Origin of the sequence: Virgifigura deserti (genome assembly GCA_003576685.1) — a bacterium.
Classification (GTDB): domain Bacteria; phylum Pseudomonadota; class Alphaproteobacteria; order Dongiales; family Dongiaceae; genus Virgifigura; species Virgifigura deserti.
Genome location: QOZR01000009.1, coordinates 22584 through 48030 on the forward strand (window position 1 = coordinate 22584; position 25447 = coordinate 48030).

General features: G+C 66.4%; 22 protein-coding genes and 1 pseudogene. 12 read left to right on the forward strand and 11 right to left on the reverse strand.

Annotation, left to right across the window (positions count from 1 at the left end):
* Positions 1–26 precede the first annotated feature (26 nt).
* On the reverse strand, positions 27–785 hold the full coding sequence (locus tag DT069_RS15890) for a ComFC family protein (protein WP_425450287.1): 759 nt from the start codon (positions 783–785) through the stop codon (positions 27–29).
* Between the two features lie 83 nt (positions 786–868).
* Here DT069_RS15890 and DT069_RS15895 point away from each other — a divergent pair, with 83 nt between their 5' ends.
* On the forward strand, positions 869–1792 hold the full coding sequence (locus DT069_RS15895) for a methyltransferase domain-containing protein (RefSeq protein WP_119461307.1): 924 nt from the start codon (positions 869–871) through the stop codon (positions 1790–1792).
* A 5-nt stretch (positions 1793–1797) separates the two neighbouring features.
* Here the strand turns inward: DT069_RS15895 and DT069_RS24990 are convergent, their stop codons facing one another.
* The 4 genes and pseudogenes from DT069_RS24990 to DT069_RS15910 form a co-directional block, all read right to left on the reverse strand.
* Positions 1798–2202: a (deoxy)nucleoside triphosphate pyrophosphohydrolase gene (locus tag DT069_RS24990; RefSeq protein ID WP_425450323.1), complete on the reverse strand. Its 405-nt coding sequence runs from the start codon at positions 2200–2202 to the stop codon at positions 1798–1800.
* 129 nt (positions 2203–2331) lie between these two features.
* A pseudogene (locus DT069_RS24995) lies at positions 2332–2760 on the reverse strand (GNAT family N-acetyltransferase); the annotation flags it as partial.
* Between the two features lie 37 nt (positions 2761–2797).
* Positions 2798–4030 (reverse strand): bifunctional glutamate N-acetyltransferase/amino-acid acetyltransferase ArgJ, encoded by a 1233-nt coding sequence (gene argJ / locus DT069_RS15905; RefSeq protein WP_119461309.1) that lies wholly within the window; start codon positions 4028–4030, stop codon positions 2798–2800.
* Positions 4031–4057: 27 nt separating this feature from the next.
* Positions 4058–4948 carry a peptidylprolyl isomerase gene (locus tag DT069_RS15910; protein ID WP_162913236.1) on the reverse strand — a complete coding sequence of 297 codons (891 nt, stop codon included), beginning with the start codon at positions 4946–4948 and terminating at the stop codon, positions 4058–4060.
* A gap of 176 nt (positions 4949–5124) precedes the next feature.
* Here DT069_RS15910 and DT069_RS15915 point away from each other — a divergent pair, with 176 nt between their 5' ends.
* Positions 5125–6969, forward strand: coding sequence for a cation:proton antiporter (locus tag DT069_RS15915; RefSeq protein ID WP_162913237.1), 1845 nt, complete (start codon positions 5125–5127; stop codon positions 6967–6969).
* 79 nt (positions 6970–7048) lie between these two features.
* Entirely contained in the window at positions 7049–9790 is a 2742-nt protein-coding gene (secA, locus tag DT069_RS15920; protein ID WP_119461489.1) for a preprotein translocase subunit SecA, read from the forward strand.
* A gap of 85 nt (positions 9791–9875) precedes the next feature.
* Here the strand turns inward: secA and DT069_RS15925 are convergent, their stop codons facing one another.
* From DT069_RS15925 to DT069_RS24670, 5 genes are all read right to left on the reverse strand, one after another.
* Positions 9876–10832 (reverse strand): acetyl-CoA carboxylase carboxyltransferase subunit alpha, encoded by a 957-nt coding sequence (locus DT069_RS15925; protein ID WP_119461312.1) that lies wholly within the window; start codon positions 10830–10832, stop codon positions 9876–9878.
* Between the two features lie 276 nt (positions 10833–11108).
* Positions 11109–12089, reverse strand: a complete 981-nt coding sequence (locus DT069_RS15930) for an HpcH/HpaI aldolase/citrate lyase family protein (RefSeq protein ID WP_119461313.1) — start codon at positions 12087–12089, stop codon at positions 11109–11111.
* A 132-nt stretch (positions 12090–12221) separates the two neighbouring features.
* Positions 12222–13223, reverse strand: coding sequence for a site-specific tyrosine recombinase XerD (gene xerD, locus DT069_RS15935; RefSeq protein ID WP_425450288.1), 1002 nt, complete (start codon positions 13221–13223; stop codon positions 12222–12224).
* 9 nt (positions 13224–13232) lie between these two features.
* Positions 13233–15083 (reverse strand): serine/threonine-protein kinase, encoded by a 1851-nt coding sequence (locus DT069_RS15940; protein ID WP_425450289.1) that lies wholly within the window; start codon positions 15081–15083, stop codon positions 13233–13235.
* A 34-nt stretch (positions 15084–15117) separates the two neighbouring features.
* Positions 15118–15258 (reverse strand): hypothetical protein, encoded by a 141-nt coding sequence (locus DT069_RS24670; RefSeq protein ID WP_162913238.1) that lies wholly within the window; start codon positions 15256–15258, stop codon positions 15118–15120.
* 249 nt (positions 15259–15507) lie between these two features.
* Here DT069_RS24670 and DT069_RS15945 point away from each other — a divergent pair, with 249 nt between their 5' ends.
* From DT069_RS15945 to DT069_RS15960, 4 genes are all read left to right on the forward strand, one after another.
* Positions 15508–16095 carry a shikimate kinase gene (locus DT069_RS15945; RefSeq protein ID WP_119461491.1) on the forward strand — a complete coding sequence of 196 codons (588 nt, stop codon included), beginning with the start codon at positions 15508–15510 and terminating at the stop codon, positions 16093–16095.
* A complete protein-coding gene (gene aroB, locus DT069_RS15950) occupies positions 16092–17207 on the forward strand; it encodes a 3-dehydroquinate synthase (RefSeq protein WP_425450290.1) in 1116 nt (371 codons plus the stop codon). The genes DT069_RS15945 and aroB overlap by 4 nt, the downstream gene beginning before the upstream one ends.
* A 91-nt stretch (positions 17208–17298) precedes the next feature.
* Positions 17299–18597 carry an HlyC/CorC family transporter gene (locus DT069_RS15955; protein WP_119461316.1) on the forward strand — a complete coding sequence of 433 codons (1299 nt, stop codon included), beginning with the start codon at positions 17299–17301 and terminating at the stop codon, positions 18595–18597.
* A 93-nt stretch (positions 18598–18690) separates the two neighbouring features.
* Entirely contained in the window at positions 18691–19239 is a 549-nt protein-coding gene (locus DT069_RS15960) for a DUF2889 domain-containing protein (protein WP_119461317.1), read from the forward strand.
* Positions 19240–19432: 193 nt separating this feature from the next.
* On the opposite strand, the gene DT069_RS15965 is transcribed toward DT069_RS15960, so the two are convergent.
* Complete coding sequence (locus DT069_RS15965; RefSeq protein WP_119461318.1) at positions 19433–19711, reverse strand: BolA family protein; 279 nt, start codon at positions 19709–19711, stop codon at positions 19433–19435.
* Between the two features lie 166 nt (positions 19712–19877).
* Here DT069_RS15965 and DT069_RS15970 point away from each other — a divergent pair, with 166 nt between their 5' ends.
* The 5 genes from DT069_RS15970 (at position 19878) to DT069_RS15990 (ending at position 25423) form a co-directional block, all read left to right on the forward strand.
* Complete coding sequence (locus tag DT069_RS15970) at positions 19878–20741, forward strand: DMT family transporter (protein ID WP_425450291.1); 864 nt, start codon at positions 19878–19880, stop codon at positions 20739–20741.
* Between the two features lie 70 nt (positions 20742–20811).
* Positions 20812–21408 carry a J domain-containing protein gene (locus tag DT069_RS15975; RefSeq protein WP_119461319.1) on the forward strand — a complete coding sequence of 199 codons (597 nt, stop codon included), beginning with the start codon at positions 20812–20814 and terminating at the stop codon, positions 21406–21408.
* Between the two features lie 69 nt (positions 21409–21477).
* Positions 21478–22440, forward strand: a complete 963-nt coding sequence (gene cobS, locus DT069_RS15980) for a cobaltochelatase subunit CobS (protein ID WP_425450324.1) — start codon at positions 21478–21480, stop codon at positions 22438–22440.
* A gap of 26 nt (positions 22441–22466) precedes the next feature.
* Positions 22467–24386, forward strand: coding sequence for a cobaltochelatase subunit CobT (gene cobT, locus DT069_RS15985; RefSeq protein WP_119461321.1), 1920 nt, complete (start codon positions 22467–22469; stop codon positions 24384–24386).
* Between the two features lie 17 nt (positions 24387–24403).
* Positions 24404–25423 carry an esterase-like activity of phytase family protein gene (locus DT069_RS15990; protein ID WP_119461322.1) on the forward strand — a complete coding sequence of 340 codons (1020 nt, stop codon included), beginning with the start codon at positions 24404–24406 and terminating at the stop codon, positions 25421–25423.
* Positions 25424–25447: the final 24 nt, after the last annotated feature.

Below are 25447 nucleotides of genomic sequence, written 5' to 3' on the forward strand. Positions count from 1 at the left end.
GGCAATACGGGACGCAAGACCGCCCCTCATTGCGAGGGCCGGACGACCTGCGCCACCGTAAGGATATCGACCGCTGCCGCGCCGCCCCGGCGCAAGGCCCGGGTACAGGCGTTTACCGTTGCACCCGTGGTCAGCACGTCGTCGACCAGGAGGACGCGGCGATCGGCGATCCGGTCCCGCCGCTCCGGCTTCACGACAAAGGCTCCCTCGACATTGCGGCGGCGGGCCGTGGCGCTCATCCGGCCCTGAGGCGGGGTCGCGCGGCGACGGCGCAGGACATCGACCGCGACCGGGACGCCCGAGCTCCGCGACAGAGCGAGCGCGAGCAGAGCCGCCTGGTTATACCGGCGGGTGAACAGGCGCAGCCAATGCAGCGGCACCGGCACGATCACCTCCGCCTCGGCCAGCAGCTCGGCGCCCGCCCGCGCCATCCATCGGCCGAGCGCCGAAGCGCCGTCGGTGCGATCGCCATGCTTGAAACCGAGAATGATGTCCCGGCTCGCCTCGTCATAGCGCAGCACGGCCCGTGCCCGGTCATAGAGCGGGCGATCGCGGCTGCAGGCACCGCACAGCGCCCCCTCGCCCATCGCGAACTCGAAGGGATAGCCACAGGCGGCGCAGCAAGGCGGCGCCAGGAAGGTCACCGATGCCCAGCAGCTCGGGCAGAGCAGCCCTGGCTGATCGACGACGGCGCCGCATTTCAGGCAACGCGGCGGCAGGACCGCGTTGAGCGCCGCGCGTCCGATGCGACGGACGCCGTTAACCATTGTCGCGCGACTAAGCATTACTGATTTTCGACTGCGTGCTGGCAAGCCGTCAATGAGCGAACAGATTTGCAGACGACACCGGCCGCCGCCATATTGGCAACATGTCCGACCCCATGAACCTCTTCGACCGACGGCTGGTGCGCCGGCACCGCGACCGCGCCGCCGCAGATCTCGACTCCCACGATTTCCTGTTACGCGAGACGGCCGAGCGGCTGACCGATCGGCTGGACGACGTGACCCGCAAGTTTCCCCGGGCGCTCGACCTCGGCTGCCATGGCGGCGAACTGGCCGATGCGATCGGTACGCGCGGGGGCATTCGGGAACTCGTGCAGTGCGACCTCTCGCCCATCATGGCGCGGCGCGCGGCGGACCGGCGCGGCGGTGTGCCGACGGCCGTCGTCGACGAGGAGTTCCTCCCTTTCGCTCCCGCCTCCTTTGATCTGGTCCTGAGCAATCTCAGCCTGCATTGGGTCAACGACCTGCCCGGCTGCCTGCGGCAGATCCGTCAGATCCTGAAGCCGGACGGCCTGTTCCTCGGGACGATGCTGGGCGGCGCCACCCTGGCGGAACTGCGAACGGCGCTTTTGGAGGCCGAGCTCGCCGAAACCGGCGGCGCCAGCCCGCGAATCTCGCCCTTCGCCGATCTGAGCGACGCGGGCGGGCTGCTGCAGCGCGCGGGCTTCGCCCTGCCGGTCATCGACACGGATGTCCTGACCGTCACCTACCCCGATCCCTTCCGGCTGATGCGCGACCTGCGCGGCATGGGCGAGACGAACGCCGTGCGCGAGCGGTCCCGGCACCCGACGCGCCGCGCCACCCTGTTCCGCGCCGCCGCGACCTATCAGGAGCGCCATGCGGATGATGACGGACGCCTTCCGGCAACCTTCCAGATCGTCTACCTGACCGGATGGGCGCCGCATGAGTCCCAGCAGACAGCGCTTCGCCCTGGCAGCGCCCAATCACGCCTGGCGGATGCGTTGGACACGACGGAGATCCCGGCCGGCGCGAAAACGCGGCCGCATTGAATCCGCTACAGCAGGTCGCGCAGCATCGCGACGAGCGGCTTGTCGGCCGGCGGCATCGGATAGTCGGTAATTCGGTTCGGCCGGACCCAGGCCAGCGCCTGCCCCTCCAGAGCCCGAACCTGCCCTTTCCAGACCCGGCAGACATAGAGCGGCATCAGAAGATGGAACGTCTCATAGCGGTGCGACGCGAAGGTAAAGGGCGCGAGGCAGCTTTCCGCCACATCGATTCCCAGTTCCTCCTGCAGCTCGCGGATCAGCGCCGCTTCCGGCGTTTCCCCCGGATGGACCTTGCCGCCGGGAAACTCCCACAGCCCGGCCAGGGGCTTGCCTTCCGGCCGTTGCGCGAGCAGCACCCGTCCGTCCAGATCGACGAGCGCCACGGCCACGACCAGGACGATCGGAAGCGCCAGATCTGCTTGTGTTCCGGCGGCCCGCGATTGCTCAAACGCCGCGCGGGTCAGGAGACGGCGCTCGACCTTGATCGGCCCGCCGCGCGCCGGCGCCGGCTCCTCGCCCTCATCCACGAAGGTGAACCCCACCTTTTCCTGAACACGGATCGAACCGCGGTTTTCCGGCATCGCCGAGGCGGTCACCTGTGCCAATCCGAAATGATCGAAGGCGAAGCCGACAAACGCCGCGAGGGCTTCGGTGGCATAGCCCTGTCCCCAGAAGGGCCGACCGAGCCAGTAACCGACTTCGGCCGTTCCCGCGGCTGGATCCGGCGACAGCCCGATGCAGCCCAGGAACGCGCCGTCGGCCCGGCGCTCGACGGCCAGCACGATCTCCGCGTCCTCGTCGGTCGGCTGCTGTAGGCTGGCGAGCCAGGACTCGGCCATGCCGTCCTCATAGGGGTGCGGAATTCGAGCCGTATAGCGAGCAACCTCCCAGTCGCCGGCAAGGCGACGGATCGCCGGAGCGTCCGCAAGGTCGGGCGGCCGCAGGATCAGCCGATCGGTTTCCAACCGCATGGTATCGAGCCATCGCTAGAAGAAGGCGGACGGCCGCTCAGCTCCGGTAGTCCGCGTTGATGTCGATATAGCCGTGGGTGAGATCGCAGGTCCAGACGCGGGCCCGGCCGTTGCCCACGCCGACATCGATCGCGATGTCGATCTCCTGGCCCTTCATATGTGCGGCCACAGGCCCTTCGTCGTAGCCGAGGCAGCGCTGGCCCTTCTCGGCAATGGTAACGCCGCCGATCGCGATGGCGAGCCGGTCGCGGTCGGCCTTCTCGCCGGCCTTGCCGACGGCCATGACGATGCGGCCCCAATTGGCGTCCTCACCAGCGATCGCCGTCTTGACCAGCGGCGAGTTGGCGACGGCGAAGCCGATCCGCCGGGCCGCGCGGGCAGAGGCGGCGCCGGTCACGGTAATGGTCACGAACTTCCGCGCGCCTTCGCCGTCGCGCACCACTTGGCAGGCCAGATCGATCAGAAGATCCTCGAGCTTGGCGCGGAAATCGGAGAGCCTGCGATCCCCGGGCTCCCGCACGGCGGCGTGGCGCGGCCCCTGTCCGGTGGCGCAGAGCAGCAGCGTATCGCTGGTCGAGGTGTCGCTGTCGACGGTAATCGCGTTGAAGGATCGATCCGCCCCCCGCCGCAGCAGCGGCTGCAGCACGGCGGCGGGAAGCTTGGCATCCGTGGCGACGAAGGCCAGCATCGTCGCCATGTCCGGCGCGATCATACCGGAGCCTTTCGCGATTCCGTTCAGCGTCACCGCCACGCCGTTGATCGTCGCGGTCCGCGTCGCGAGCTTCGGAAAGGTGTCCGTCGTCATGATCGCCTCGGCCGCCGCGCGCCAGCTCGCCGGATCGAGATCCTGCGCTAGGCCGTCAAGTCCGGCGATGATCCGCTCGTCGGGCAGCGTTTCGCCGATGACGCCGGTGGAGGCGATGAACACCTCACGCGGCCGACAGCCGATCCGCTCGGCAACCTGCTTGACGATCCCGTTGACGGAGGCAACGCCGACGCCGCCGGTGAACGCATTGGCGTTACCGGCATTGACCAGAATCGCCCGCGCCTTCCCTCCGGCCAGATGCTTCCGGCAGAGCTCGACGGGTGCCGAGGCCGTTAGCGAGCGGGTGAAGACGCCGGCGACTGCCGTTCCGGCGGCGAATTCCAGGAGGCAGACATCCTTGCGCCCGCGATAGCGTACGGCGCATTCGCGCGCGGCCAGCCGCACGCCGGCGATCGACGGCAGAGCGGCCGGGACCTCCGGCGCGAGGGGCGAACGGGGCAGCATCGGAGCGGCGCGCGAGAGAGGCCGGCGCTACTCGGCCGGCTCACCCGCCCCTTCCGCCGGCGATTCGGCGGGCGCTTCGGCGGCAGGCGGGGTTTCCGGAATGAACTTCTCGATCTCGGCGTCCTCGCGCAGGTCGGCAAGGAACGCCGTGACCAGCTCCTGCGACAGCTCGCCTTCGATTTCCGCCCGCATCTCTTCGAGGCTCGGCGCCTCCCGTTCACGGCGGTCCTCGACCTTGATTACGTGCCAGCCGAACTGCGTCTGCACCGGCTCCTGGGTGATCGCGCCCTCCTCGAGGGCGAAGGCGGCTTCGGCGAACTCGGGCACCATCTGGTCGGCGACGAAGTAGCCCAGATCGCCACCCTCCGGTCCCGAGGGGCCGGTCGAGCGGCTCTGCGCCAGCTCCTCGAAGTTTGCGCCAGCCTTCAGTTCCTCGATGATCGCTTCCGCCTCTTCCTTGGTCTCGACCAAAATATGGCGCGCCCGAACCTCCGGCACCGGCTCGAAATCCTCGACGCGTTCGGCATAGCGCTGCTGCACCGCCTCGTCAGTTAAGGCTTCTTCCAGATAGCGCTGCAGCAGGATTTCCCGGATCGCCTGATCCTCGAAATCGGTCACCATCGCGCGGACGGTTTCGTCGTCCTGCAGATCGCGCTCGCGCCCTTCCTTCGCCAAGAGGGTCAGGTCGATCAGCCGGTCCAGCAGCGCCGGAAAGATCCGGTCGATGTTCTGCTGATAGGCGGGGGGCAGCGAACTGGCCGATTCAATCACGTCTGACCGATGCAACTCCTGGCCGTCGACGACCGCCACAACGGGATCCGCCGCCGGATCTTCGGACTGCGCCTGGACGACCGCAACCGCTAAAAGGAGGAGGCCGGCCGCCGCCGCCCCGATGACCCCAAAGACTTTAACTCGCATGAACTCTACCTCGAGAGCCGATGACCGCACCGCCTGCGGCCTTCTCCGGGCAAGCATCATGCACAGGCCGCCGCGCAGCACAAGGCCGCAATCCGGGGGCGGACCGGGGGCCGAATTGGGCCAGTTCCCAAGCTCCGGCAGTCGGCGAGGCCCTCTTCGGTGTATATAACCTAGAAATGGAAGAGCACCTCCTTCTGCTGATCGTTCTGGTCAGCACCGCGGGGATCGCGGCTCAATGGATCGCCTGGCGGTTCAGCCTGCCCGCGATCGTGATCCTGCTCGCCGCGGGATTTCTGCTCGGTCCGCTCACGCGGATTCTCAGTCCCGAGCAGAATTTCGGCGCCCTGCTCGACCCGGCCATCGGCCTCGCCGTCGCCATCATCGTCCTGGAGGAGAGCCTTGGCCTGAACTTCGCGGAGCTCCGGGCGAGCGGCCGGGGCATCGCACGGATCGTCGGCTTGGGAGTCCCCCTGATCGCGGCCATGGGCACGGCGGCCGCGCATTTCATCGCCGGCCTCTCCTGGCCCATTGCCGCCCTCGTGGGCGTGATGCTGGTCATTACCGGGCCAACCGTGATCACGCCGCTCCTCCGCCAGGCGAAGCTCGCCCATAGAACCGATTCCCTGCTGCGCTGGGAAAGCGTCGTCAACGAGCCGATCGGTGCCGTGCTGACCGTGATCGTGCTGGAATTCCTGGTGCTGTGGGATGCGGCGCGCCAGATCGAGGCGCCGCTGACCGACGTCGCCCTCAGCCTCGTGACGGGGACCTTGGCCGCCGCGGCCTTTGGGTTCGGCACGGCCTTCGCCATGCGGTTCATGTTCTATCGGGGCCATGTGCCCGAGTTCCTCAAGTCGCCACTGGTCCTGGCGGTGGCGCTGCTGATCTATGCCCTCTCCGACGTCGTGCAGTCGGAGGCGGGGCTGATCGCCGTCGCCGTGCTTGGCGTCGCATTGGCGAACTTCAACCTGCCCGAGATCGAGGACCTGAGACGGTTCAAGGCGGCGCTTAGCACCTTTCTGGTTTCGGGCGTCTTCATCGTGCTCACGGCGAATCTGGATATCGAAACGTTCCTACACCTCGATTGGAGGGCCTTCGCCTTCATCGGCGCAGCCCTTCTCGTCGTGCGGCCGCTGGCCATCGGCATCGCCACCATCAGCTCGGGCCTGACTTGGCAGGAACGGCTGTTCCTCGGCCTCATCGCACCGCGCGGCATCGTTGTCGCGGCGCTCGCAGGCTTCGCCGGCACGCGGCTTGCCGGATCAGGGTACGACGGGGCGGAGATGGTTGCGCCGCTGGTCTTCTCCATCATTATCGTCACCGTGGTCCTGCACGGGCTGATCATGGGACCCCTGTCGCGGTTCCTCGGCCTGGCCTCGGAACGGCCTCCCGGTCTGCTTATCGTCGGGGCCAGCGATTGGACGGTCGCCTTGACGAAGGCGCTGACCCGGCTCGGCACCCCGGTCGTGCTGAGTGACCGCTCCGGGGCGGCGTTGCGGCCAGCCGAAGGAATCGCCGTGACGACTCATACGGGCCACCTTCTGGCGATGGAGGAAGAGGAGGAGGAGCTTCTGCTGGAAACCGAGTTCCTCCTCGCCGCGACCGAGGACGATGCCTTCAACGCCCTCGTCTGCCAGAAGTTCGCTCCGGAGTTCGGCCAGCAGAACGTCCATCAGCTGGCCTATGCCGACAGGAGCGAAACCGCACAACGCTTCCACCGGGAATGGCGGGGAAAGATCATCATCGCCCGCGAGGCGACCCTGGCGGAGCTGAATCGCCGGCTGTCGGAGGGCTGGCGCTTCGAGCTCAAGCCGGTGCGGGACGAGGATACGCGCGAGGCGCTCGACCCATCGCCCGACTCGAGCATCCCCGTGGTTCTCGTCAAGACGGGCGGCGGCCTGCTGTTCGCCTCGCCAGAGAGCGAGTTTTCCCCGGATGTTCAAGGGACGTTGGTGGTTTTTCAGGCCCCGGCAGCGGCGGAGAAGGCCGGTGCAAAGCACCACCAGCCGCGCGCCGGTCGTTGACAGCCCTCCCCCGCCAGCCTATCTCTCAGGCACCCATGAAAAATCATGCTATTCGCCGTCCAGCGTTATCGAGGTCTTGATGTTCGCCGTCCTTGCGAAGCGGGTTTTCGGATCGGCTAACGACCGTTTCATCAAAAGCTTAACGAAGCAGGTTGCCGCAATAAACGCCCTGGAGCCGTCACTCCAGACGCTGTCCGACGAAGAGTTGCGCGGCCGGACCGAATGGCTGCGCGGCCGCCTCGCAGCCGGAGAGACGCTTGACGACCTGTTGCCGGACGCCTTCGCGACGGTCCGCGAGGCGGCGAAGCGCACGCTTGGGCAGCGGCATTTCGACGTCCAGCTGATGGGCGGCCTGATCCTGCATCGCGGCATGATCGCCGAGATGAGGACCGGCGAGGGCAAGACCCTGGTGGCAACGCTCGCCGTCTACCTGAACGCGCTGGCCGGCAAGGGCGTGCATGTGGTGACGGTAAACGACTATCTCGCCCAGCGCGACGCCGCCTGGATGGGCCAAGTCTATCAGTTTCTCGGGATGACCGTCGGCTGCATTGTCGCCGGCCTGCGCGATCCGGAGCGCCGCGCCGCCTATGCCGCGGACATCACCTATGGCACCAACAACGAGTTCGGCTTCGACTATCTCCGCGACAATATGAAGTTTCGCCTGGAGGACATGGTCCAGCGCGAGTTCAACTACGCGATCGTCGACGAGGTCGACAGCATCCTGATCGACGAGGCACGGACGCCGCTGATCATCTCCGGTCCGACCGAGGATTCGTCGGAGCTCTACACCAGCGTCAATCGCATCATTCCGAAGCTGAGCGAGGCGGACTACGAGAAGGACGAGAAGGCGCGGCAGGTTACGCTGACCGAGGAAGGCGCCGAGACCGTCGAGCGGCTGCTGACCGAAGCCGGCCTGCTGAAGGGCTCGCTCTACGACATTCACAGCGTCTCGCTGGTCCACCATGTGAACCAGGCGCTCAAGGCGCACAAGCTGTTCACCCGCGACACCGACTATATCGTGAAGGACGATAAGGTCATCATCATCGACGAGTTTACTGGTCGGATGATGGAAGGGCGGCGCTATTCCGAGGGCCTGCACCAGGCGCTGGAGGCGAAGGAACAGGTAAAGATCCAGAACGAGAACCAGACGCTCGCCTCGATCACCTTCCAGAATTATTTCCGCCTCTATCCGAAGCTCGCCGGCATGACCGGCACCGCGATGACGGAAGCCGCCGAATTCGCCGAGACCTATGGTCTCGAGGTCGCCGAGGTTCCGACGAACGTACCCTGCATCCGCAAGGACCATGACGACGAGGTCTACCGCACGGCGAAGGAAAAGTACGACGCGATCGCCAATCTGGTCGAGGAATGCCGGGAGCGGAAGCAGCCGGTTCTTGTCGGCACCGTCAGCATCGAGAAATCGGAGATGCTGTCGGCCCATTTGAAGAAGAAAAAGATCCCGCACCAGGTCCTGAACGCCCGCTATCACGAGCAGGAGGCGGCCATCATCGCACAGGCCGGCGTGCCCGGGGCGGTAACGATCGCCACCAACATGGCAGGCCGCGGCACCGACATCCAGCTCGGCGGCAATTTCGACATGCGGGTCGCGCAGGAGGCGGCCGCCATCGAGGACGAGGCGGCGCGCGCGCGGAAGATCGAACAGATCCAGGAAGAGATTCAGGCCGCGAAGGAAGTCGCGCTCAATGCCGGCGGCCTCTATGTGATCGGCACCGAGCGGCATGAGAGCCGCCGCATCGATAACCAGCTCCGCGGCCGGTCGGGCCGACAGGGCGACCCGGGCGCGTCACGCTTCTTCCTGTCCCTCGAAGACGATCTGATGCGCATCTTCGGCTCCGAGCGCATGGATTCCATGCTGCAGCGCTTCGGCCTGAAGGAAGGTGAGGCAATCATCCACCCCTGGGTCAACAAGGCGCTGGAGAAGGCCCAGCAGAAGGTGGAAGCGCGCCACTTCGAGGCCCGCAAGCATCTGCTGAAGTACGACAACGTGATGAACGATCAGCGCAAGGTCATCTACGAGCAGCGCAAGGACCTGATGCGGTCGACTGACCTCCACGAGACCGTCGCCGACATGCGCCACGAGGTCATCGACGGTTTGATCGCCCGCTTCATCCCGGCGAACGCCTATGCCGAGCAATGGGATGTCAAGGGGCTGCATGAGGAATGCCTGCGCCTCTTCGGCCTCGACCTTCCAGTCGAGGACTGGTCGAAGGAGGAGGGGATCGCCGAGGAAGCGATCCGCGAGCGGATCACTCAGGCCGCGGATCGCAAGATGGCGGGGAAGGCCGCCAACTTCGGGGCCGACTTCATGCGGATGGCGGAGAAGAGTCTGCTGCTGCAGCTCCTGGACCAGGCCTGGAAGGACCATCTGCACAGCCTGGATCATCTACGTCAGGGCATCAATCTGCGCGCCTACGGCCAGCGGGACCCGCTGAACGAATACAAGCGCGAAGCCTTCGAGATGTTCGAGGAGATGCTGAGCAAGCTGCGCGAGACGGTGACCGGCGTGCTCAGCCATATCGAGATCCGCAGCGCTCCCCCGCCCCAGCCCGCCGCCGCACAGCCAGCCGCGGCCCGCCCGGCACAGGCCGAGCCGGCCCTAGTAGGCGCGGGCGCGACTGAAGCCGAGATGCAGGGACCCCCGAGCAATCCGGTGCGCCCGCCGGCAGCGCCGGCACCGCGCCGCGCCGCGACCGCCGCGCTCGACCCGAACGACTCCAAGACCTGGGGCAAAGTCTCCCGCAACGCCGCGTGCCCCTGCGGCTCGGGCAAGAAGTACAAACACTGCCACGGGAAAATCTGAGGAGGCCGATCGCCGGGCAATGGCTCCCTCCGCCCTTTCCCGCAAGGGAAGCCCTTTCCCGCAAGGGAAGAGGACGTTCGACAAGCTAACTCAGCCGCCCCTCGCCCATCTCCAGGAACTTCTCCCGCCGCCGGCTGCGCAGCGTGGCGGGATCGCCTTCCTTCAGCTCGCGGAGCGCCGCCTCCAGCGCATCGCCGAGCGCATTGATCGTCTGAGCGCGTGCGCGATGCGCGCCGCCCAGCGGCTCCGGCACCACGTCGTCGATCACGCCCAGCCTGAGCAGGTCGTCGGCGGTCAGCTTCAGGGCCTCGGCCGCTTCCTTCGCCTGGTCCGCGCTCCGCCAGAGAATCGAGGCGCAGCCTTCCGGCGAGATCACCGAATAGACGGCATGCTCCAGCATCAGCACGCGGTTGCCGGCGGCGAGCGCGATCGCCCCGCCGGACCCGCCTTCGCCGATGATCGCCGAGACCAGTGGCACCCGGATGCGGAGACAGGTCTCGATGCACCGCGCGATCGCCTGCGCCTGGCCGCGCGCTTCGGCGTCGACGCCGGGATAGGCGCCCGGGGTATCGACCAGCGTGATCACCGGCAGCCGAAACCGGTCGGCGAGTTCCATCAGGCGCTGCGCCTTGCGATAGCCCTCCGGGCGCGCCATGCCGAAATTATGGGCCACCCGCGAGGCCGTATCCTGTCCCTTCTCATGCCCGATGAGGACGATCGAATGGTCACGAAACCGGCCGAGGCCGCCGACGATGGCGTGATCGTCGGCGAAGGCGCGGTCGCCGGCAAGCGGCGTGAAGTCCTCCATCAGCGCTTGTACATAGTCGCTGAAATGCGGGCGTTCGGGATGACGCGCCACCAGAGTCTTCTGCCACGGCGTCAAGCGGCCATAGGTCTGCCGAAGTAGCCGGTCCGCCTTCGCTTGAAGTCTCCCGACCTCCTCGGCGATATTGATGTCCCCCGCGTCCGAAAGATGCCGCAGCTCCTCGATCTTGCTCTCGAGTTCGGCGATCGGCTTTTCGAATTCCAGGAAGGTCGGCATTAAGTTCCCCCTACCGCGCCCCATCGGGCCGCGACCGTCAAATCCAACAAGACTCGGCTTCCGCGAAGCTCACAGCCACTTTGGCGCCGGCGCTCAACAAAGCCCGGCACGACTGAAAGTGTAGTTAACAGGTTTCACGGAAGGTTGATAGATTCTGCAAGCGCAGGCACCCGGATCACGCCGGGTCACTATGGCTTCGAGAGCCGCGACGGGCTCCGAACCGTACGATCAGGTTCGGAGCCCGCGGTGCGGCGGGTCTCCGTTATTGGTCTGGCATCAGGCGCTGGCTGAGATCTGCTTTGCCTTCTGAACCAGCACCTCCGCCTGCCGAATCGAGGCAAGGTCGATCAGCTTGCCATCGAGCGACACCGCGCCCTTGCCTTCGCGCGCGGCATCCTTCATCGCCTGGATGATCCGCTCCGCCTTCATGACCTCTGCCTCGCTCGGGCTGAAAAGCTCGTTGGCGAGACTGATCTGGGACGGATGAATCGCCCACTTGCCCTCGCAGCCGAGAACGCCGGCACGGTTGGCGGCGGCGCGATAACCCTCGGCATCGGAGAAATCGCCGAAGGGCCCGTCAACCGGACGCAGCCCGTTGGCGCGCGCCGCCACGACGAGGCGGGCGATCGCGTAGTGCCACATGTCGCCCCAATGCACCTGCCGCTGCTCGCCAGGCTCCGCGTCGGTCAGCACGGCGTAGTCGCGGTTCACGCCGCCGATATTGGTGGTCCGGGCCTTCGTCGAGGCGGCGAAATCGGCGACACCGAAATGCAGCGATTCATTGCGGGGGCTGGCCGCGGCGATCTCGTCAATATTGGCCATGCCGAGCGCCGTCTCGACGATCATCTCGAAGCCGATCCGCTTCTTGCGGCCGATGGCGGCCTCGCACTGGGTCACCAGCATATCGACGGCGTAAATGTCGGCGGCGGTGCCGACCTTTGGAATCATGATCAGGTCGAGCCGCTCGCCGCCCTGCTCGATGACGTCGACGACGTCCCGGTACATGAAATGCGTGTCGAGGCCGTTGATGCGGACCGAGAGCGTCTTGCTGCCCCAATCGACGTCCCGTAGCGCGGCAATGATGTTCTTGCGGGCCTGGGCCTTGTCGTCGGGCGCGACCGCATCCTCGAGATCCAAAAAGATGACATCGGCTGCCGATTTGGCCGCTTTTTCGAACAGCTGCGGCTGGCTGCCCGGGACGGCCAACTCGCTGCGATTGAGTCGTGGAGGCGCCTGCTCGACAATCTTGAAGCTCATCTCACCCTCCCGCCACGCTTGGATTTGTGAATGGAACAGCGAGCCGGTCTGGTGTAGGCCGGCCGCCAGAACTCGTGCGTGTCGTTAGATGCCGCGTCGCAGCATCGCTTGTCAACCGCGCGAAATGACGCATCAACCCGGTTTGCGGGCTCTCGATCGGCCCGCACCCACCGCCGCGAGCGGGTGGCGATCGCGCACCAGCGCCTTCATCCGCTCGCTCGCCACATGGGTATAGATCTGCGTCGTCGAGATATCGGCATGTCCGAGCATCTGCTGAACACTGCGCAGATCAGCCCCGTGATCCAGGAGATGGCTGGCGAAGGCATGCCGCAGGATATGAGGCGACACCTTGCTGGGATAAATCTTCGCCTCGATGGCCAGTTCCTTCAGCAGCTGGGCCAGGCGATGCCGCGTCAAATGGCCGCTTCCGCCGTAGGATGGGAAAAGCCAGATCGACTCCTTGCGGCGGCCGTTCTTCGGCAGGAACTCCGCCCGCCGCTCCAGATATCTGGCAAGCGCGTCGCGCGCCGGCTCGCTCAGCGGGACTATCCGCTCCTTGCCGCCCTTCCCGCGCACCATCAAGACCCGCGTATCACGCAGCACGGCCGCCAACGGCAGGGCGATCAGCTCCGACGCGCGCAGGCCGGTCGCATACAGCATCTCGACCAAGGCCGCCAGCCGAGTACCGTCCGCACCTTTCCTTGACCGCGCGGCCGTCAGCAGCCTGTCGACCTCGTGCTCGGTCAGCAGCTTCGGGAGCGGTCGGCCCTGGCGCGGACTGTCGATCAGCGCCGAGGGATCATCGACCCTGACTCCGTCACCGACGAGGAACCGGTAATATTGCCGAATGGCGGACAGGTGGCGTGCCGTCGTGCGCGGCGCCATGCCAGCCCGGGACATCTGGGCGAGATAGGCGCTGATCGCCTCCCCGTCGGCCGTCTCCGGTCGCGTCCCGCGCCGGGCGAGAAAGCCGGTGAAATTCTCGAGATCGCGGCGATAGGCCTCGACCGTATTGGCGGCGGCGTTGCGTTCCGCCACCAGCATTTCGAGAAATGCCTGAAGATGGCGCCCCGGCAGGTGCATTGCACCGGCAGCGCCGGCCGTTTGGGATCCGAGCCTGTCGGGCGCGGCCATTCCGGTCGGTCAGACGCCGCTCGCGATCGCCGCCTCGAGGCCGAGCGCGCGAGCTTCCGCCTCGAAACCGATCGCGCGCAGGCTCGACAGGACTCGGCTGAGGATGATCGGGTTGGCCATCGCGGGACCGTCCTGACCCAGGCTGATCAACGCAAGCAGAACGGTTTCACCGACCCGGCCCGCATCGGCGGCATCGCCGAGGACGAACCACAGCGCCGCGTCCGGCAGCGTCTGCCGGTCCGGAGGCGCGCCGTCGGCGAGCACCTGCCAGGCCGCGCCGACAGGTTCGTCGAGAGCCTCCAACACGGCGAAGAGCCGGGCGGCGCGCTGGGTGGCGTGATCGTCGCCGCCGGCAGCCTGGTGGTCGCGCCAGGCCGCGACCGAGGCGGCGTCCCACACCAGAGGCTGATCGCCCATGCCCGCGATTCGGGCCAGCAGCCAGAGAGTGGACGCCGCTGTGGCCGCCTCCGAATCCCGCGACGCTTCCTCCTGCGCAAGCAGGCGCCATGAGTCTGCAAGCTCATGCCGGCCGGCGAAGTAAAGCGCGCGACCGGCGTCGAGAGCGAACCAGGCAAGTTCGGGTGCCGGGGTGAGCTCCGTCAGAAACGGCAGATTGACCTGCACCGCGACAGGGTAGCCGCCGTTCTGGAGCGCCAGCTCGAGCGCCTTCTGCAGGATCGTTGCACGGGCGACCGCCTGCGAGACCCGAGCGGCCGCCTGATAGAGTGCCGCACGGCTGCGCGGCCCCGGCTCCTTCTCGGCAAGGCTCAACGCCGCATCCAGTTCGGCCGGTTCGATCGGCTGGTCGGCATAGATGCGCCGCAGATCCTCGATCGGCAGGGCCCCGACGGCCGCAGCCCGCTCGGCCGCGGAAAGCCGCAGAGCAGGCTCGGCGCCCGGGCCGGTGGCGACTCCGGCAAGAATCGTCGGATTCTCCGACTCCAGAATGCTTTCCGGCACCGGCTGCCCAGCCGCTCGCAGCATCGCAAGATGCAGGGGCGAGGGCGCCGGTAATGCCTCCACCGTCGCACCCTCGACGCCGCTCAGCGCGTCGACCAGCCTGTAGAAAGCGTCGTCGTCCACGCGGCCCTGTTCCCGCAGCAGGCCGAGCCCCAGCGCCGCCTCGTCAAGCTGTCCGGCGCGGGTCTGGCAGAAGATCAGCGCCTTCTGCCAATAGACTTCCTCGTTGAACTGCTGAATCCAGCTCCCGGTCTCCGAGCAAGCGGCATCGAGATCGTTTGCCAAAAGCAGCGCGTCCACCGTGAGTCGAGCCGCGGTCTCGTCGATGTCGCGCTCCCGCATCAGGCGAAGCAGGCTGGCGGCATCCTGATAGCGGCCCATCGCGGCCAGGCGCTCCGCCCGCAGCGCAATCAGGTTCTCGTCGCCCCCACCGCCAGCGGGAGCCTCCGCCGAGGAGAGCAGGAGCCGCCGCGTCAATTCCTGCATTGTCGGCGACCGCGTCGTCACCGGAAGATTCGGCAGCAGTCGCGTCACCAGGGCGCGGTCCGTGCCGCGCCACATCGTCGCGCCCAACCCCCCGTCCTCCGCGCCGAGGACGCCGGCATAGTCGGTCCTGGCTTCCGGCAGCGGCGTGACTTCGATCCCGGACGGCGTGCGCGGCAGTCCGGGCGCTCCTGTCGGTGGGGGCGCCCCGCCGCCAGTCACTCCACCGTCAATCGCTCCATTGTCAGTCGCCCTGTTCGTATCGCCCGGGCTATCGTCCGATCCCGTCATCGGCCCGAGCAGGGTCGGCGGGCCGACCTGCGCCAAGTCGGTCCCCGTCTCCGCCAGAGCCGGACCAACCGCGCTGAATCCCAGAAAGAGGACGAGCCCGCCGAGACTTGCGGGCAATGGGGACAATCCCGCTCCCGACCGCCAACTAGTCCGCCGCCACCTAGAAGGTAAAGCGGTCATTGGAAATGACCTTCTCGACCGGCTGCGTCGGTGCGGGAATATTCCAGGTCGCGAGGACGGTCAGACCGCCGCCGATGAGAACGACGACAGCGAGAGCGGCAATTAACAGAATTTTTTTCATGAACTCTATTCGGTCAAAGGGCTCGGTCAGGGACTTGGCAGGAATTTAACCGGAACGGCCGCAACGTCGCGAACATTCCGGGGGGATGGTGGGTTGCAACTTATCGAGCGATTTATGCTAGATTTCGTTTATGGCGAGTTTGCGGCAGTCTACCGATGCATGAACGAGGATTCAACGATGGCGGATCGTCTCCCGATCCCCGTGGGCGGACCGCCTGGAACCACTGAGATCGGGATCGCGTCCGCTGAGATGACTTCGACCGCCGCCCTGCATGTTCCAAGGACCATTGTTCTCGTCGGCCTCATGGGCGCCGGCAAGAGCTGCGTCGGCCGCCGGCTGGCGGCACGGCTGGATCTCGCCTTCGTGGATGCGGATCGCGAAATCGAGGAGGCCGCCGGCTGCTCGATCCCGGAGATCTTCGCACGCCATGGCGAGCAGGGCTTCCGCGACGGCGAGCACCGCGTGATCATGCGGCTCCTCGACGGTCCGGTTCGTATCCTAGCCACTGGAGGCGGCGCGTTCATGGACCCGCGGACGAGGGCCCGGGTGCGCGAACAGGGCATATCCGTCTGGCTCCGCGCCGAATTGGACCTGCTGCTGCGCCGGGTGCAGCGGCGGAACGACCGTCCGTTGCTGCAGGTCGACGATCCGCGCAAGCGGCTTGAGGACCTGATGGCGCAGCGATATCCGATCTATGCTGAAGCAGACCTGACGGTCGACAGCGACGACGGGCCGCCTGAAATGACCACGGAAAAGGTGCTCGGCGCCCTCGCCCTATATCTGCAGCGGCCTGGTGGACAATCAATGGGCGACATCGGACGGCGAGTCGTAAAGTGAGTTCCATCGAGCGCCTCGGCGTCGATCTCGGCGCCCGCAGCTATGAGATTTTGGTCGGCAGCGGCCTGCTGGCGACGGCGGGGCATTGTATCAAGCCGTTGCTGAAACAGCCGCGCGTCATCGTGCTGTCCGACCGGGCGGTCGCCGACCTCTATCTGGCCACGCTGACCCGGGCGCTGGACGACGCCGGCATCGCGCATGAGGCGATCATCGTTCCGGTGGGCGAGCAGACGAAGAGTTTCGGAGAGCTTGCGCGCGTGGTCGACGCGCTGCTCGCCGCTCGGGTCGAGCGGGGCACGACACTCGTCGCGCTCGGCGGCGGCGTCATCGGCGACCTTGGCGGCTTCGCCGCCAGCATCGTGCTGCGGGGCATCGATTTCATCCAGATCCCGACGACCCTGCTCGCCCAGGTCGACAGCTCCGTCGGCGGCAAGACCGGGATCAATACGACTCACGGCAAGAACCTGGTCGGCAGCTTCTATCAGCCCCGGCTGGTGATCGCCGACATCGACGCGTTGTCGACCCTGCCGCGCCGCGAGCTCGCCGCGGGCTATGCTGAGGTAGCGAAGTACGGGCTGATCGGCGATGCCGCGTTCTTCGGTTGGCTCGAGGGTCACGCGGCGGGGCTGATCGAGGGTGACGAGGCGGCCCGCCAGCATGCCGTGCTGAAGAGCTGCGCCGCCAAGGCCGCCGTCGTGGCGAGCGACGAGCGTGAGGCCGGCGCCCGCGCGCTGCTCAATTTCGGCCATACCTTCGGGCATGCCCTGGAAGCCGAGTGCGGTTATTCCGATGAGCTGCTGCATGGCGAGGCGGTGGCGGTCGGCATGGTCATGGCGTTCGACCTGTCCGCCCGCCTCGGCCTCTGCCCGCTCGAGGATGCGGCGCGGGTCAGCCGTCATCTCGCCAGCGTCGGCCTGCCGACGACGCCGGCCGCCATCAGCGACCGGGTCTGGGATCCGGACCGCCTGATCGAGCACATGCAGCAGGATAAAAAAGTCCAGGACGGCAAGATCACCTTCGTCCTGGCCCGCGGCATCGGCGAGGCGTTTCTGGCCCGCGATGTCGAGCTCCATGAGGTGCACCGTCTATTGCAGGGCGCGATCGCCGCATAGTTGATGAATCGGGCCGATGGATGGGAGCGTCTGCGTCGCGCCGGCAACGCCGTGATCGCGCCAGAAGAATTATCTCGAGGATGAATCGACGATGGCCGTGACGATTTGCGCGATTGTTCTGCTATTGGCCCTCTCCGCCTTCTTCTCCGGATCGGAGACGGCGCTCACCGCGGCCTCGCGCTCGCGCATGCACACGCTCGAACTGCAGGGCAATCGCGCCGCGGCGCGGGTCAACCGACTGCGCGCGCATATGGAACGTGTGATCGGCGCCATTCTGCTCGGCAACAACCTGGTCAATATTCTGGGCTCGGCCCTGGCAACGAGCGTCCTGATCGCACTGTTCGGCGAGACCGGAATCATCTATGCGACGATTGGCATGACGGCGCTGGTTCTGCTGTTCGGCGAGGTGATGCCGAAGACCTACGCGATCAACAACGCCGACAAGATGGCGCTTGCCATCGCCCGGGTGATGCAGCCGATCGTCCTGATATTCAGCCCTGTCACGCGCGTAGTTCAGTTCATTGTCCGCTGGATCTTCCGGCTGTTCGGAGTGAAGGTCGTCGCCAATATCGGCACCGATTCGACGGAGGAGGAGTTGCGCGGCGCGATCGACCTGCACGCCGGCTCGGCCGTCGAGGTGCACCACGCCGGCGCGATGCTGCACAGCATCCTCGACCTTGATGATGTCGAGGTCAGCGACATCATGGTGCATCGTCGGAACATCGTGCTGGTCGAGGCGGACTTGCCCCCGGCGCAGATCATCGACGAGGTGCTGAACAGCCCCTATACGCGCATCCCGCTCTGGCGGGGCGAGCCCGACAACATCATCGGCGTCCTGCATGTGAAGGCGCTGCTGCGGGCGATGCAGGCCAATGGCGGCTCGGTCGCCGGGCTTGATGTCGTGCAGTTGGCGGCGGCACCCTGGTTCATTCCCGACACCACCAGCCTGCTGGCCCAGCTCCAGGCGTTCCGGACGCGACGCGAGCACTTCGCCCTCGTCGTCGACGAGTATGGCGCCCTAATGGGAATCGTGACGCTCGAGGATATCCTGGAGGAGATCGTCGGCGACATCGCCGACGAACATGATGTCAGCGTCGCAGGGGTGAAAGTCGAGAGCGACGGCTCCTACACGGTGAGCGGCGTGGTCACCATTCGCGACCTGAACCGGGAGTTCAACTGGCGGCTGCCCGACGAGGAAGCCTCGACGATCGCCGGCCTGGTGCTGCACGAAGCGCGGCAGATCCCGGAAAAAGGGCAGGTGTTCGTGTTCCACGGCTTCCGTTTCGAGGTGCTGGAGCGCCAGCGCAACCAGATCAAGACATTGCGTGTTACGCCCGGCAGTTCGGGCAGTGGCGAGACCGAGCCCGTCAGCCCCGAAGGGGCCGCCTGAGAACAGGAACGCCGCCGCGGCCGCGATTGACGCACCGTTGCGGCAGTCTATAGGCTCCGCGGTCACTCCGCAGATCGAAAAGAGACTGGATATATGGCGCTGTCAGCCCCCGTCGAGCGAGAGCATCTGCATACGCGCAAGTTCGATTTCCGCGGCTACCGCCGCTCGGACGGCCTTTGGGATATCGAAGGTCACATGACCGACGCCAAGACCTATAGCTTTCCCAACGAATGGCGCGGCGGGATCGCCCGGGGCGAGCCGATTCACGACATGTGGATCCGCTTGACCCTTGACGACGACTTCGTCGTCCGGGACATCGAGGTCGTGACGGCGGCCGGCCCGTTCCGCACCTGCCCCGCGATCACGCCGAACTTCGCCGTCGTCAAGGGAGAGCGCGTCGCTCCGGGTTGGCATCGCCGGATCCGGCAATTGCTGGGTGGGGTCAAGGGTTGCACCCACCAGCTCGAGATGCTGGGGGCGCTCGCCACGGTCGCCTTCCAGACGATCTATCCGGCGATGAGCGGACGCGGCGACGCAAGCGCGAAGGAAAGACGACCGCCGCATCTGGACACCTGCCACGCCCTGGCCACCGACGGCGAGGTCGTGAAGCGCTTCTGGCCGCGCTATTACACTGGCAAGTAAAGCAGCCTAAATGACTTTGGAATTATCCCATTCTGTCATTGCCGAGCATGACAATGGGAGGCTGCATGCCAGAACAGGCGTTTCACCAAATACGGGCGCCCCGCTTAAACCGGGCAGCCGTGGATCAAGCCCGGGCATGACAAAGAAGAGTGGCCTCCCGACCCGGCTCGGTCCTTCGAGATCCCGCCCGGAGTCAGCCCGGCTGCTCCTCCGCCGGCGTGCGCGTCTGCAGTGCCAGCGCATGCACCGGCCCGCGCAACTCCTCGGCCAGTACCTCGTAGACGCGTCGCTGCCGGGCGACGCGCGACAATCCGTCGAAGGCGGGCGTCGTGATCTCCACCCGGAAATGCGTTTCCCCCTCCGGCCGCGCGCCGGCGTGACCGGCATGCAGATGCGATTCGTCGATCACGCGCAATCGCGTCGGCGCCAGGGCGTCCGTCAGCTTCCGCTCGATTCGATCCGCGACCCGCATCTCCCGCTCCATTCGCTACACGATTGCGCCAGCCGCCAGGAGATAAGCGCTCCGCGGCTTCGGCGCAACGACGGCGCCACGCAAAGGTAACCGGAACTTGGCAGAAACCTCTCGCCGGAGTACAGCCGTCCCGAGCGCGGCAACGGCGTCACGCGGCAGTGCCTATTTGCTGCTGTTGCTCGTCATCCTGTTGTGGGGCGCCAACTGGCCGGTCATGAAGGTGGGGCTGAACCATATCCCGCCGCTCTGGTTTGCGGTCGCGCGCATGGCGATGGGTGCGATCACGCTGTTTGGCGTGCTCGCGCTCTCCGGTCGGCTGGCCCGCCCGACGAGGCACGATCTCCCGCTGCTCCTCAGCGTCGGCCTCCTGCAGATGGCGGGCTTCCTGGCGCTGGTGAATTTCGGCCTGCTGCATGTCGATGCGGGGCGGTCGGCGATCCTGGCCTACACCACCCCGCTCTGGGTGGTGCCCGGCGCGGTGCTCCTGCTGGGCGAGCGGGTCACACGGCTGAAGCTTATCGGCCTGCTGCTCGGCCTCGCCGGCGTCGCGGTGATGTTCAACCCGTTCGGGTTCGATTGGACGCGCAGCGAGGTCGTCCTGGGCAACGGCCTGCTGATGCTGGCGGCCATCATCTGGGCGGGTGCGATCCTGCACATTCGTAGGCATGTCTGGCATCTGTCACCCTTGCAGCTCGCGCCGTGGCAGATGCTGGTCGCGCTCCCGCCGCTGCTGGGGCTTGCCCTCTGGCTCGAAGGCGACGCGCCGATCCGCTGGTCGGGCGAGTTGCTGATGGTGCTGATCTACAACGGCCCGATCGCATCGGCATTCTGCTATTGGGCGGCTGTCACGGTTACGCGCGCCCTGCCGGCGATCACAACCTCCCTCGGTTTCCTCGGCGTCCCCGTCGTCGGCGTCGCCGTCTCGGCCCTCAGCCTCGGCGAGTCCCTGACGGCAACGCTTCTGGCCGGCTTCGGGCTGATCCTGGCCGGCCTTCTCTTCGTCAACCTCGCCGACCAGCGTGAGCGTTAAGAGTCTCTGAACGGCGGCTTTTCACGCGGGCCGGCTTGCCAGCAATCAAGGGCCACCCCATACTCTGCCAATGCGTAAACCCGGTTCCCGTGCCCAGACCTTCCTGCCGGATGAAGGAGCGCCGCCCTCGCAGGGTTGCGACCATCCCCGCTGCACCGAAGCGGGCCTTTATCGCGCGCCCAAGGCGCGCCAGCGGCTGAACGAATATTACTGGTTCTGCCTCGACCATATCCGCGACTACAACCGCATGTGGAACTATTACGAGGGCATGAGCTCGGAAGAGATCGAGGCGCATATCCGCGAGGACACGGTCTGGCAGCGGCCGACCTGGCGCCTTGGCGGCTGGAACTCGGGCGGGCGCGGCCCGACGATCGACGACCTGCAGGACGGGTTCGGGCTCTTCAACGAGGATCGGCGGCGACAGCGGGAGGACCAGACCCGGCGGCGCGAGATCCGGACGCCGGAGGAGCAGGCGCTGGCCGTCCTCAACCTCACGCCTCCGGTCACGATGGAGGCGGTGAAGATCCGTTACAAGGACTTGGTGAAACTGCTCCATCCGGACGCCAATGGAGGCGACAAGTCCGCCGAAGAGCAGCTAAAATTGATCAATCAGGCCTACAGTACGCTGAAGAGCAGCACTACATTAAAGGACGGCGCTTATCCCTGACGCCCCACACCGCGGTAACATCCCGAAAGCAGATTGATGGCAGTTCAGACAACCCCTTCGGCCGCCGGCATGACGGTCCCCGACATCACGATCTCGGTGGAGCAGACCTTCGGTATCGACTGCGACATGCAGGTTCCGGCGTTCAGCCAGCCGGGCGAGCATGTTCCGGATATCGACGAAGCCTATCGCTTCGATCATGATACGACGCTCGCGATCCTCGCCGGCTTCGCCTACAACCGTCGCGTCATGATCCAGGGGTATCATGGCACCGGCAAGTCGACCCATATCGAGCAGGTGGCGGCGCGGCTGAACTGGCCCTGCATTCGGGTCAATCTCGACAGCCACATCAGCCGAATCGACCTGATCGGCAAGGACGCGATCGTCCTCAAGGACGGCAAGCAGGTCACGGAATACCGGGAGGGGCTCCTCCCCTGGGCACTGCAGAATCCGACCGCGCTCGTCTTCGACGAGTACGACGCCGGCCGGCCGGACGTCATGTTCGTGATCCAGCGCGTGCTCGAGGTCGAGGGCAAGCTGACCTTGCTCGACCAGAACCGGGTGATCCGCCCGCATCCCGCCTTCCGCCTGTTCTCGACGGCCAATACAGTCGGCCTCGGCGACACCACGGGCCTCTATCACGGGACGCAGCAGATCAACCAGGGCCAGATGGACCGCTGGAACATCGTCGCCACCCTGAACTACCTGCCGCATGACGACGAGGTAAAGATCATCCTGGCCAAGGCGCCAAGCTATGACACCGAGGAGGGTCGGACGAAGGTGAGCGCGATGGTGGCGCTGGCCGACTTGACGCGCGCCGGTTTCGTCAACGGCGACATCTCGACCGTCATGTCGCCCCGCACGGTCATCACCTGGGCCGAGAACGCCAAGATCTTCAACGATGTCGCCTTCGCCTTCCGGGTGACGTTCCTGAACAAGTGCGACGAGGTCGAGCGGTCGATCGTGGCCGAATATTACCAGCGCTGCTTCGGCACCGAGCTGAAGGATGCCGGCGTCAAGACGATGCTGGTCTGAGGCGGGCCAAGTCCGATCGCAAGAGAATGATCCAGAAGGACAGCAGCGCCGTCGAGGAATTCCGCCGCGTAACCGGCGCAGCGTTGCGCGCGATCGCCGAACGCGACGATATCACCGTGACCTTCGCGCCCGGGCAGAACACGGGGCAGAACCTGGGGCAGAGCAGCCTGAGCGGCGGCGACGCCCGATTGCCGATGCCCTCGCGCGAACTGCCGGCAAGTGAAGTCGCTCAGATCCGTGGCGAGGCCGACGCGATCGCGTTGCGCCTGCGACATCACGACGCCGCCCTGCACCAGCGCGAAACGCCGGCCGGCGACGTCGCCCGCGGCGTCTTCGATGCTGTCGAGCAGGCCCGGATCGAGGCGCTCGGCGCGCGGACGATGGTCGGTGTCTCCGAGAATCTTGCCGCTGCCCTCGACGAGCACTGTCAACAGTGCGGCTATGGCCGGATCACCGAGCGCGAGAACGCACCGCTTGCCGAGGTGATTCGGCTTCTGGTGCGCGAGGCGATGACCGGGGCGCCGCCGCCGCCGAGCGCCCGGCGGATGGTCGAGCTGTGGCGGCCCAACCTCGACGATCGCGTCTATCAGGACGTCGCCCGTTTGGCCCGGCTGATGAACGACCAGGGCGCCTATGCAAAAGCAGTGCGGCAGTTGCTGACCGATCTGGATATCGATGTCGGCGCCGAGGAAGCCAGCCCCGCCGAGGAGGAGTCGGAGAGCGAGGGCGATAACAGCCAGGACGAGTTGAACCAGGGTCAGGGCGAATCGGGCGCCGAGGAGGCGACGGACTCGGCCGCCGCCATGGAGGGGCACGAGGCCGAGGAGGGCGAAGACGGAACCGACAGCACGGCTGCGGACAGCGATACGGAGATGCGCGGCGAAGGCGGCGAGGACGATCCCGGCCGGCCAGGCCGACCGCCCGTCGACGCCCGGCACAATATCCGCAACGAACCTGCCTATCATCCCTTCACCACCGAGTTCGACGAGGTGGTCGACGCGGTCGAGCTGTGCGATGCCGACGAGTTGACGCGACTGCGCCAGCTGCTCGACCAGCAGCTCTCGAGCCTTCATGCCGTGGTGTCGAAGCTGGCGAACCGGCTGCAGCGGCGCCTGATGGCCAAGCAGTCGCGCGCCTGGGAATTCGACCTCGAGGAAGGCCTGCTCGACAGCGCCCGACTGTCGCGCATCGTCATCAATCCGGTGATTCCGCTCTCCTACAAGCGGGAGAAGGACACCGAGTTTCGCGATACCGTCGTCACGCTACTGATCGATAATTCGGGCTCGATGCGCGGCCGGCCGATCACCGTCGCGGCGATGAGCGCCGACATTCTCGCCCGTACGCTGGAGCGCTGCGGCGTCAAGGTCGAGGTGCTGGGCTTCACCACGCGGATGTGGAAAGGCGGCCATTCGCGCGAGCGCTGGATCGCTGGCGGGAAACAGACCAACCCGGGTCGCCTGAACGATCTGCGCCACATCATCTACAAGCCGGCGGACGCGCCGTGGCGGCGCGCGCGCAAGAGCCTTGGCCTGATGCTGCGGGAAGGTATTCTGAAGGAGAATATCGACGGCGAGGCGCTGCTCTGGGCGCATAACCGTCTGATCGCCCGGCCGGAGCAGCGCCGTATCCTGATGGTGATCTCCGACGGGGCCCCGGTCGACGATTCGACCCTGTCGGTCAATCCGGGCAACTATCTCGAGCGTCATCTGCGCGACGCCATCGAATGGATCGAGACCGCGTCGCCGGTGGAGCTGATCGCCATCGGCATCGGGCACGACGTCACGCGATACTACCGCCGGGCCGTGACGATCGTCGACGCCGAGCAGCTTGGCGGCGCGATGTTGGAGAAGCTGGCCGAGCTCTTCGACGAAGACGCCAGCTCGGCGAGAGGCTCCGGAGCGCGGCGCGGGCCCGCCACGCGGCGCGCGGCCGGCGGCCGGCGATAGGCCTCACCGGCTTTCGCGTGACGCGGAACGCGCCCGATCGCCGTTCGGCGCAGCTCCTTTCCCGATCCGCGATCCGGTGCGCCTTCCTCGCTTGGCTCTTTCTTTTCCCGACGGCGAATGCCGCAGCCGCGCCCGTCGAAATCGACGCGCAATCGATCCCGCTGAACCCGCGAGAGCCGGACCAAAGCAAGGTTGACTGGATCGACTATCTGGCCGGATTCGAGCTGCGGAGCGACGCCGAGGACTGGGGCGGCCTGTCCAGCATGCGGCTCACGGCGGATGGCAGTCGGCTGCTGGCCCTGTCCGACCTCGGGTTCTGGATCACCTTCACGCTCCATCACGATATGGACGGCCGGCTGACGGGCGTCAGCGACGGTGTGATCGCGCCGCTGCTCGATGAGAAGGGCCATCCTCTCGCGGGAAAGCGGCGGGCCGATGCGGAAGGGCTCGCGCGTGACACCGACGGCAGCCTCCTCGTAGCCTTCGAGCGCGACCATCGGATCTGGCGCTACGGCCCGGCCGACGATCCCTTTCAGGCGGCCGCGAAACCCGTCGAACCGCCGGATACGATAACAAATCTGCCTGGCAATGGCGGTATCGAGGCGATGGCGGTACTGGGGCCAGGGCGCATCCTGCTGTTGAGCGAGGACGGCGCAGACGCGGCGGGCGATATTCGCGGCTGGATTAGCGCGGCCAATGGATGGGCCGAGATCAGCCTGGCCCGCACCGGCCGCTTCAAGCCGACCGATCTCGCCCTGCTGCCGGACGGCGACGTTCTGTTGCTGGAGCGGCGCTATAGCCCGATCGGCGGTCCGGCGGCACGGCTATCGATCCTCTCGGCGACGGAGATCCGCCCCGGCATCCGGCTCACCGGACAGCCGATCGCTGAGTTGACCCTGCCGCTGAGCGTCGACAACTTCGAGGCGCTCGCCGCAGCGCCGGCGCCGGGCGGCGGCACGCTCATCTATCTCCTCTCGGATGACAACCGAAGCATGCTGCAGCGGACGCTCCTGCTGCAGTTCCTGCTGCGGCCCTGACATCAGCCCGCCTGCCGCACTTCT

Coding starts and splice junctions, on each gene's coding strand:
- DT069_RS15890 (WP_425450287.1), bottom strand. CDS start 785: ATGCTTAGTCGCGCGACAATGGTTAACGGCGTCCGTCGCATCGGACGC.
- DT069_RS15895 (WP_119461307.1), top strand. CDS start 869: ATGTCCGACCCCATGAACCTCTTCGACCGACGGCTGGTGCGCCGGCAC.
- argJ (WP_119461309.1), bottom strand. CDS start 4,030: ATGCTGCCCCGTTCGCCCCTCGCGCCGGAGGTCCCGGCCGCTCTGCCG.
- DT069_RS15910 (WP_162913236.1), bottom strand. CDS start 4,948: ATGCGAGTTAAAGTCTTTGGGGTCATCGGGGCGGCGGCGGCCGGCCTC.
- DT069_RS15915 (WP_162913237.1), top strand. CDS start 5,125: ATGGAAGAGCACCTCCTTCTGCTGATCGTTCTGGTCAGCACCGCGGGG.
- secA (WP_119461489.1), top strand. CDS start 7,049: ATGTTCGCCGTCCTTGCGAAGCGGGTTTTCGGATCGGCTAACGACCGT.
- DT069_RS15925 (WP_119461312.1), bottom strand. CDS start 10,832: ATGCCGACCTTCCTGGAATTCGAAAAGCCGATCGCCGAACTCGAGAGC.
- DT069_RS15930 (WP_119461313.1), bottom strand. CDS start 12,089: ATGAGCTTCAAGATTGTCGAGCAGGCGCCTCCACGACTCAATCGCAGC.
- xerD (WP_425450288.1), bottom strand. CDS start 13,223: ATGGCCGCGCCCGACAGGCTCGGATCCCAAACGGCCGGCGCTGCCGGT.
- DT069_RS24670 (WP_162913238.1), bottom strand. CDS start 15,258: ATGAAAAAAATTCTGTTAATTGCCGCTCTCGCTGTCGTCGTTCTCATC.
- DT069_RS15945 (WP_119461491.1), top strand. CDS start 15,508: ATGACTTCGACCGCCGCCCTGCATGTTCCAAGGACCATTGTTCTCGTC.
- DT069_RS15955 (WP_119461316.1), top strand. CDS start 17,299: ATGGCCGTGACGATTTGCGCGATTGTTCTGCTATTGGCCCTCTCCGCC.
- DT069_RS15960 (WP_119461317.1), top strand. CDS start 18,691: ATGGCGCTGTCAGCCCCCGTCGAGCGAGAGCATCTGCATACGCGCAAG.
- DT069_RS15965 (WP_119461318.1), bottom strand. CDS start 19,711: ATGCGGGTCGCGGATCGAATCGAGCGGAAGCTGACGGACGCCCTGGCG.
- DT069_RS15975 (WP_119461319.1), top strand. CDS start 20,812: ATGCGTAAACCCGGTTCCCGTGCCCAGACCTTCCTGCCGGATGAAGGA.
- cobS (WP_425450324.1), top strand. CDS start 21,478: ATGACGGTCCCCGACATCACGATCTCGGTGGAGCAGACCTTCGGTATC.
- cobT (WP_119461321.1), top strand. CDS start 22,467: ATGATCCAGAAGGACAGCAGCGCCGTCGAGGAATTCCGCCGCGTAACC.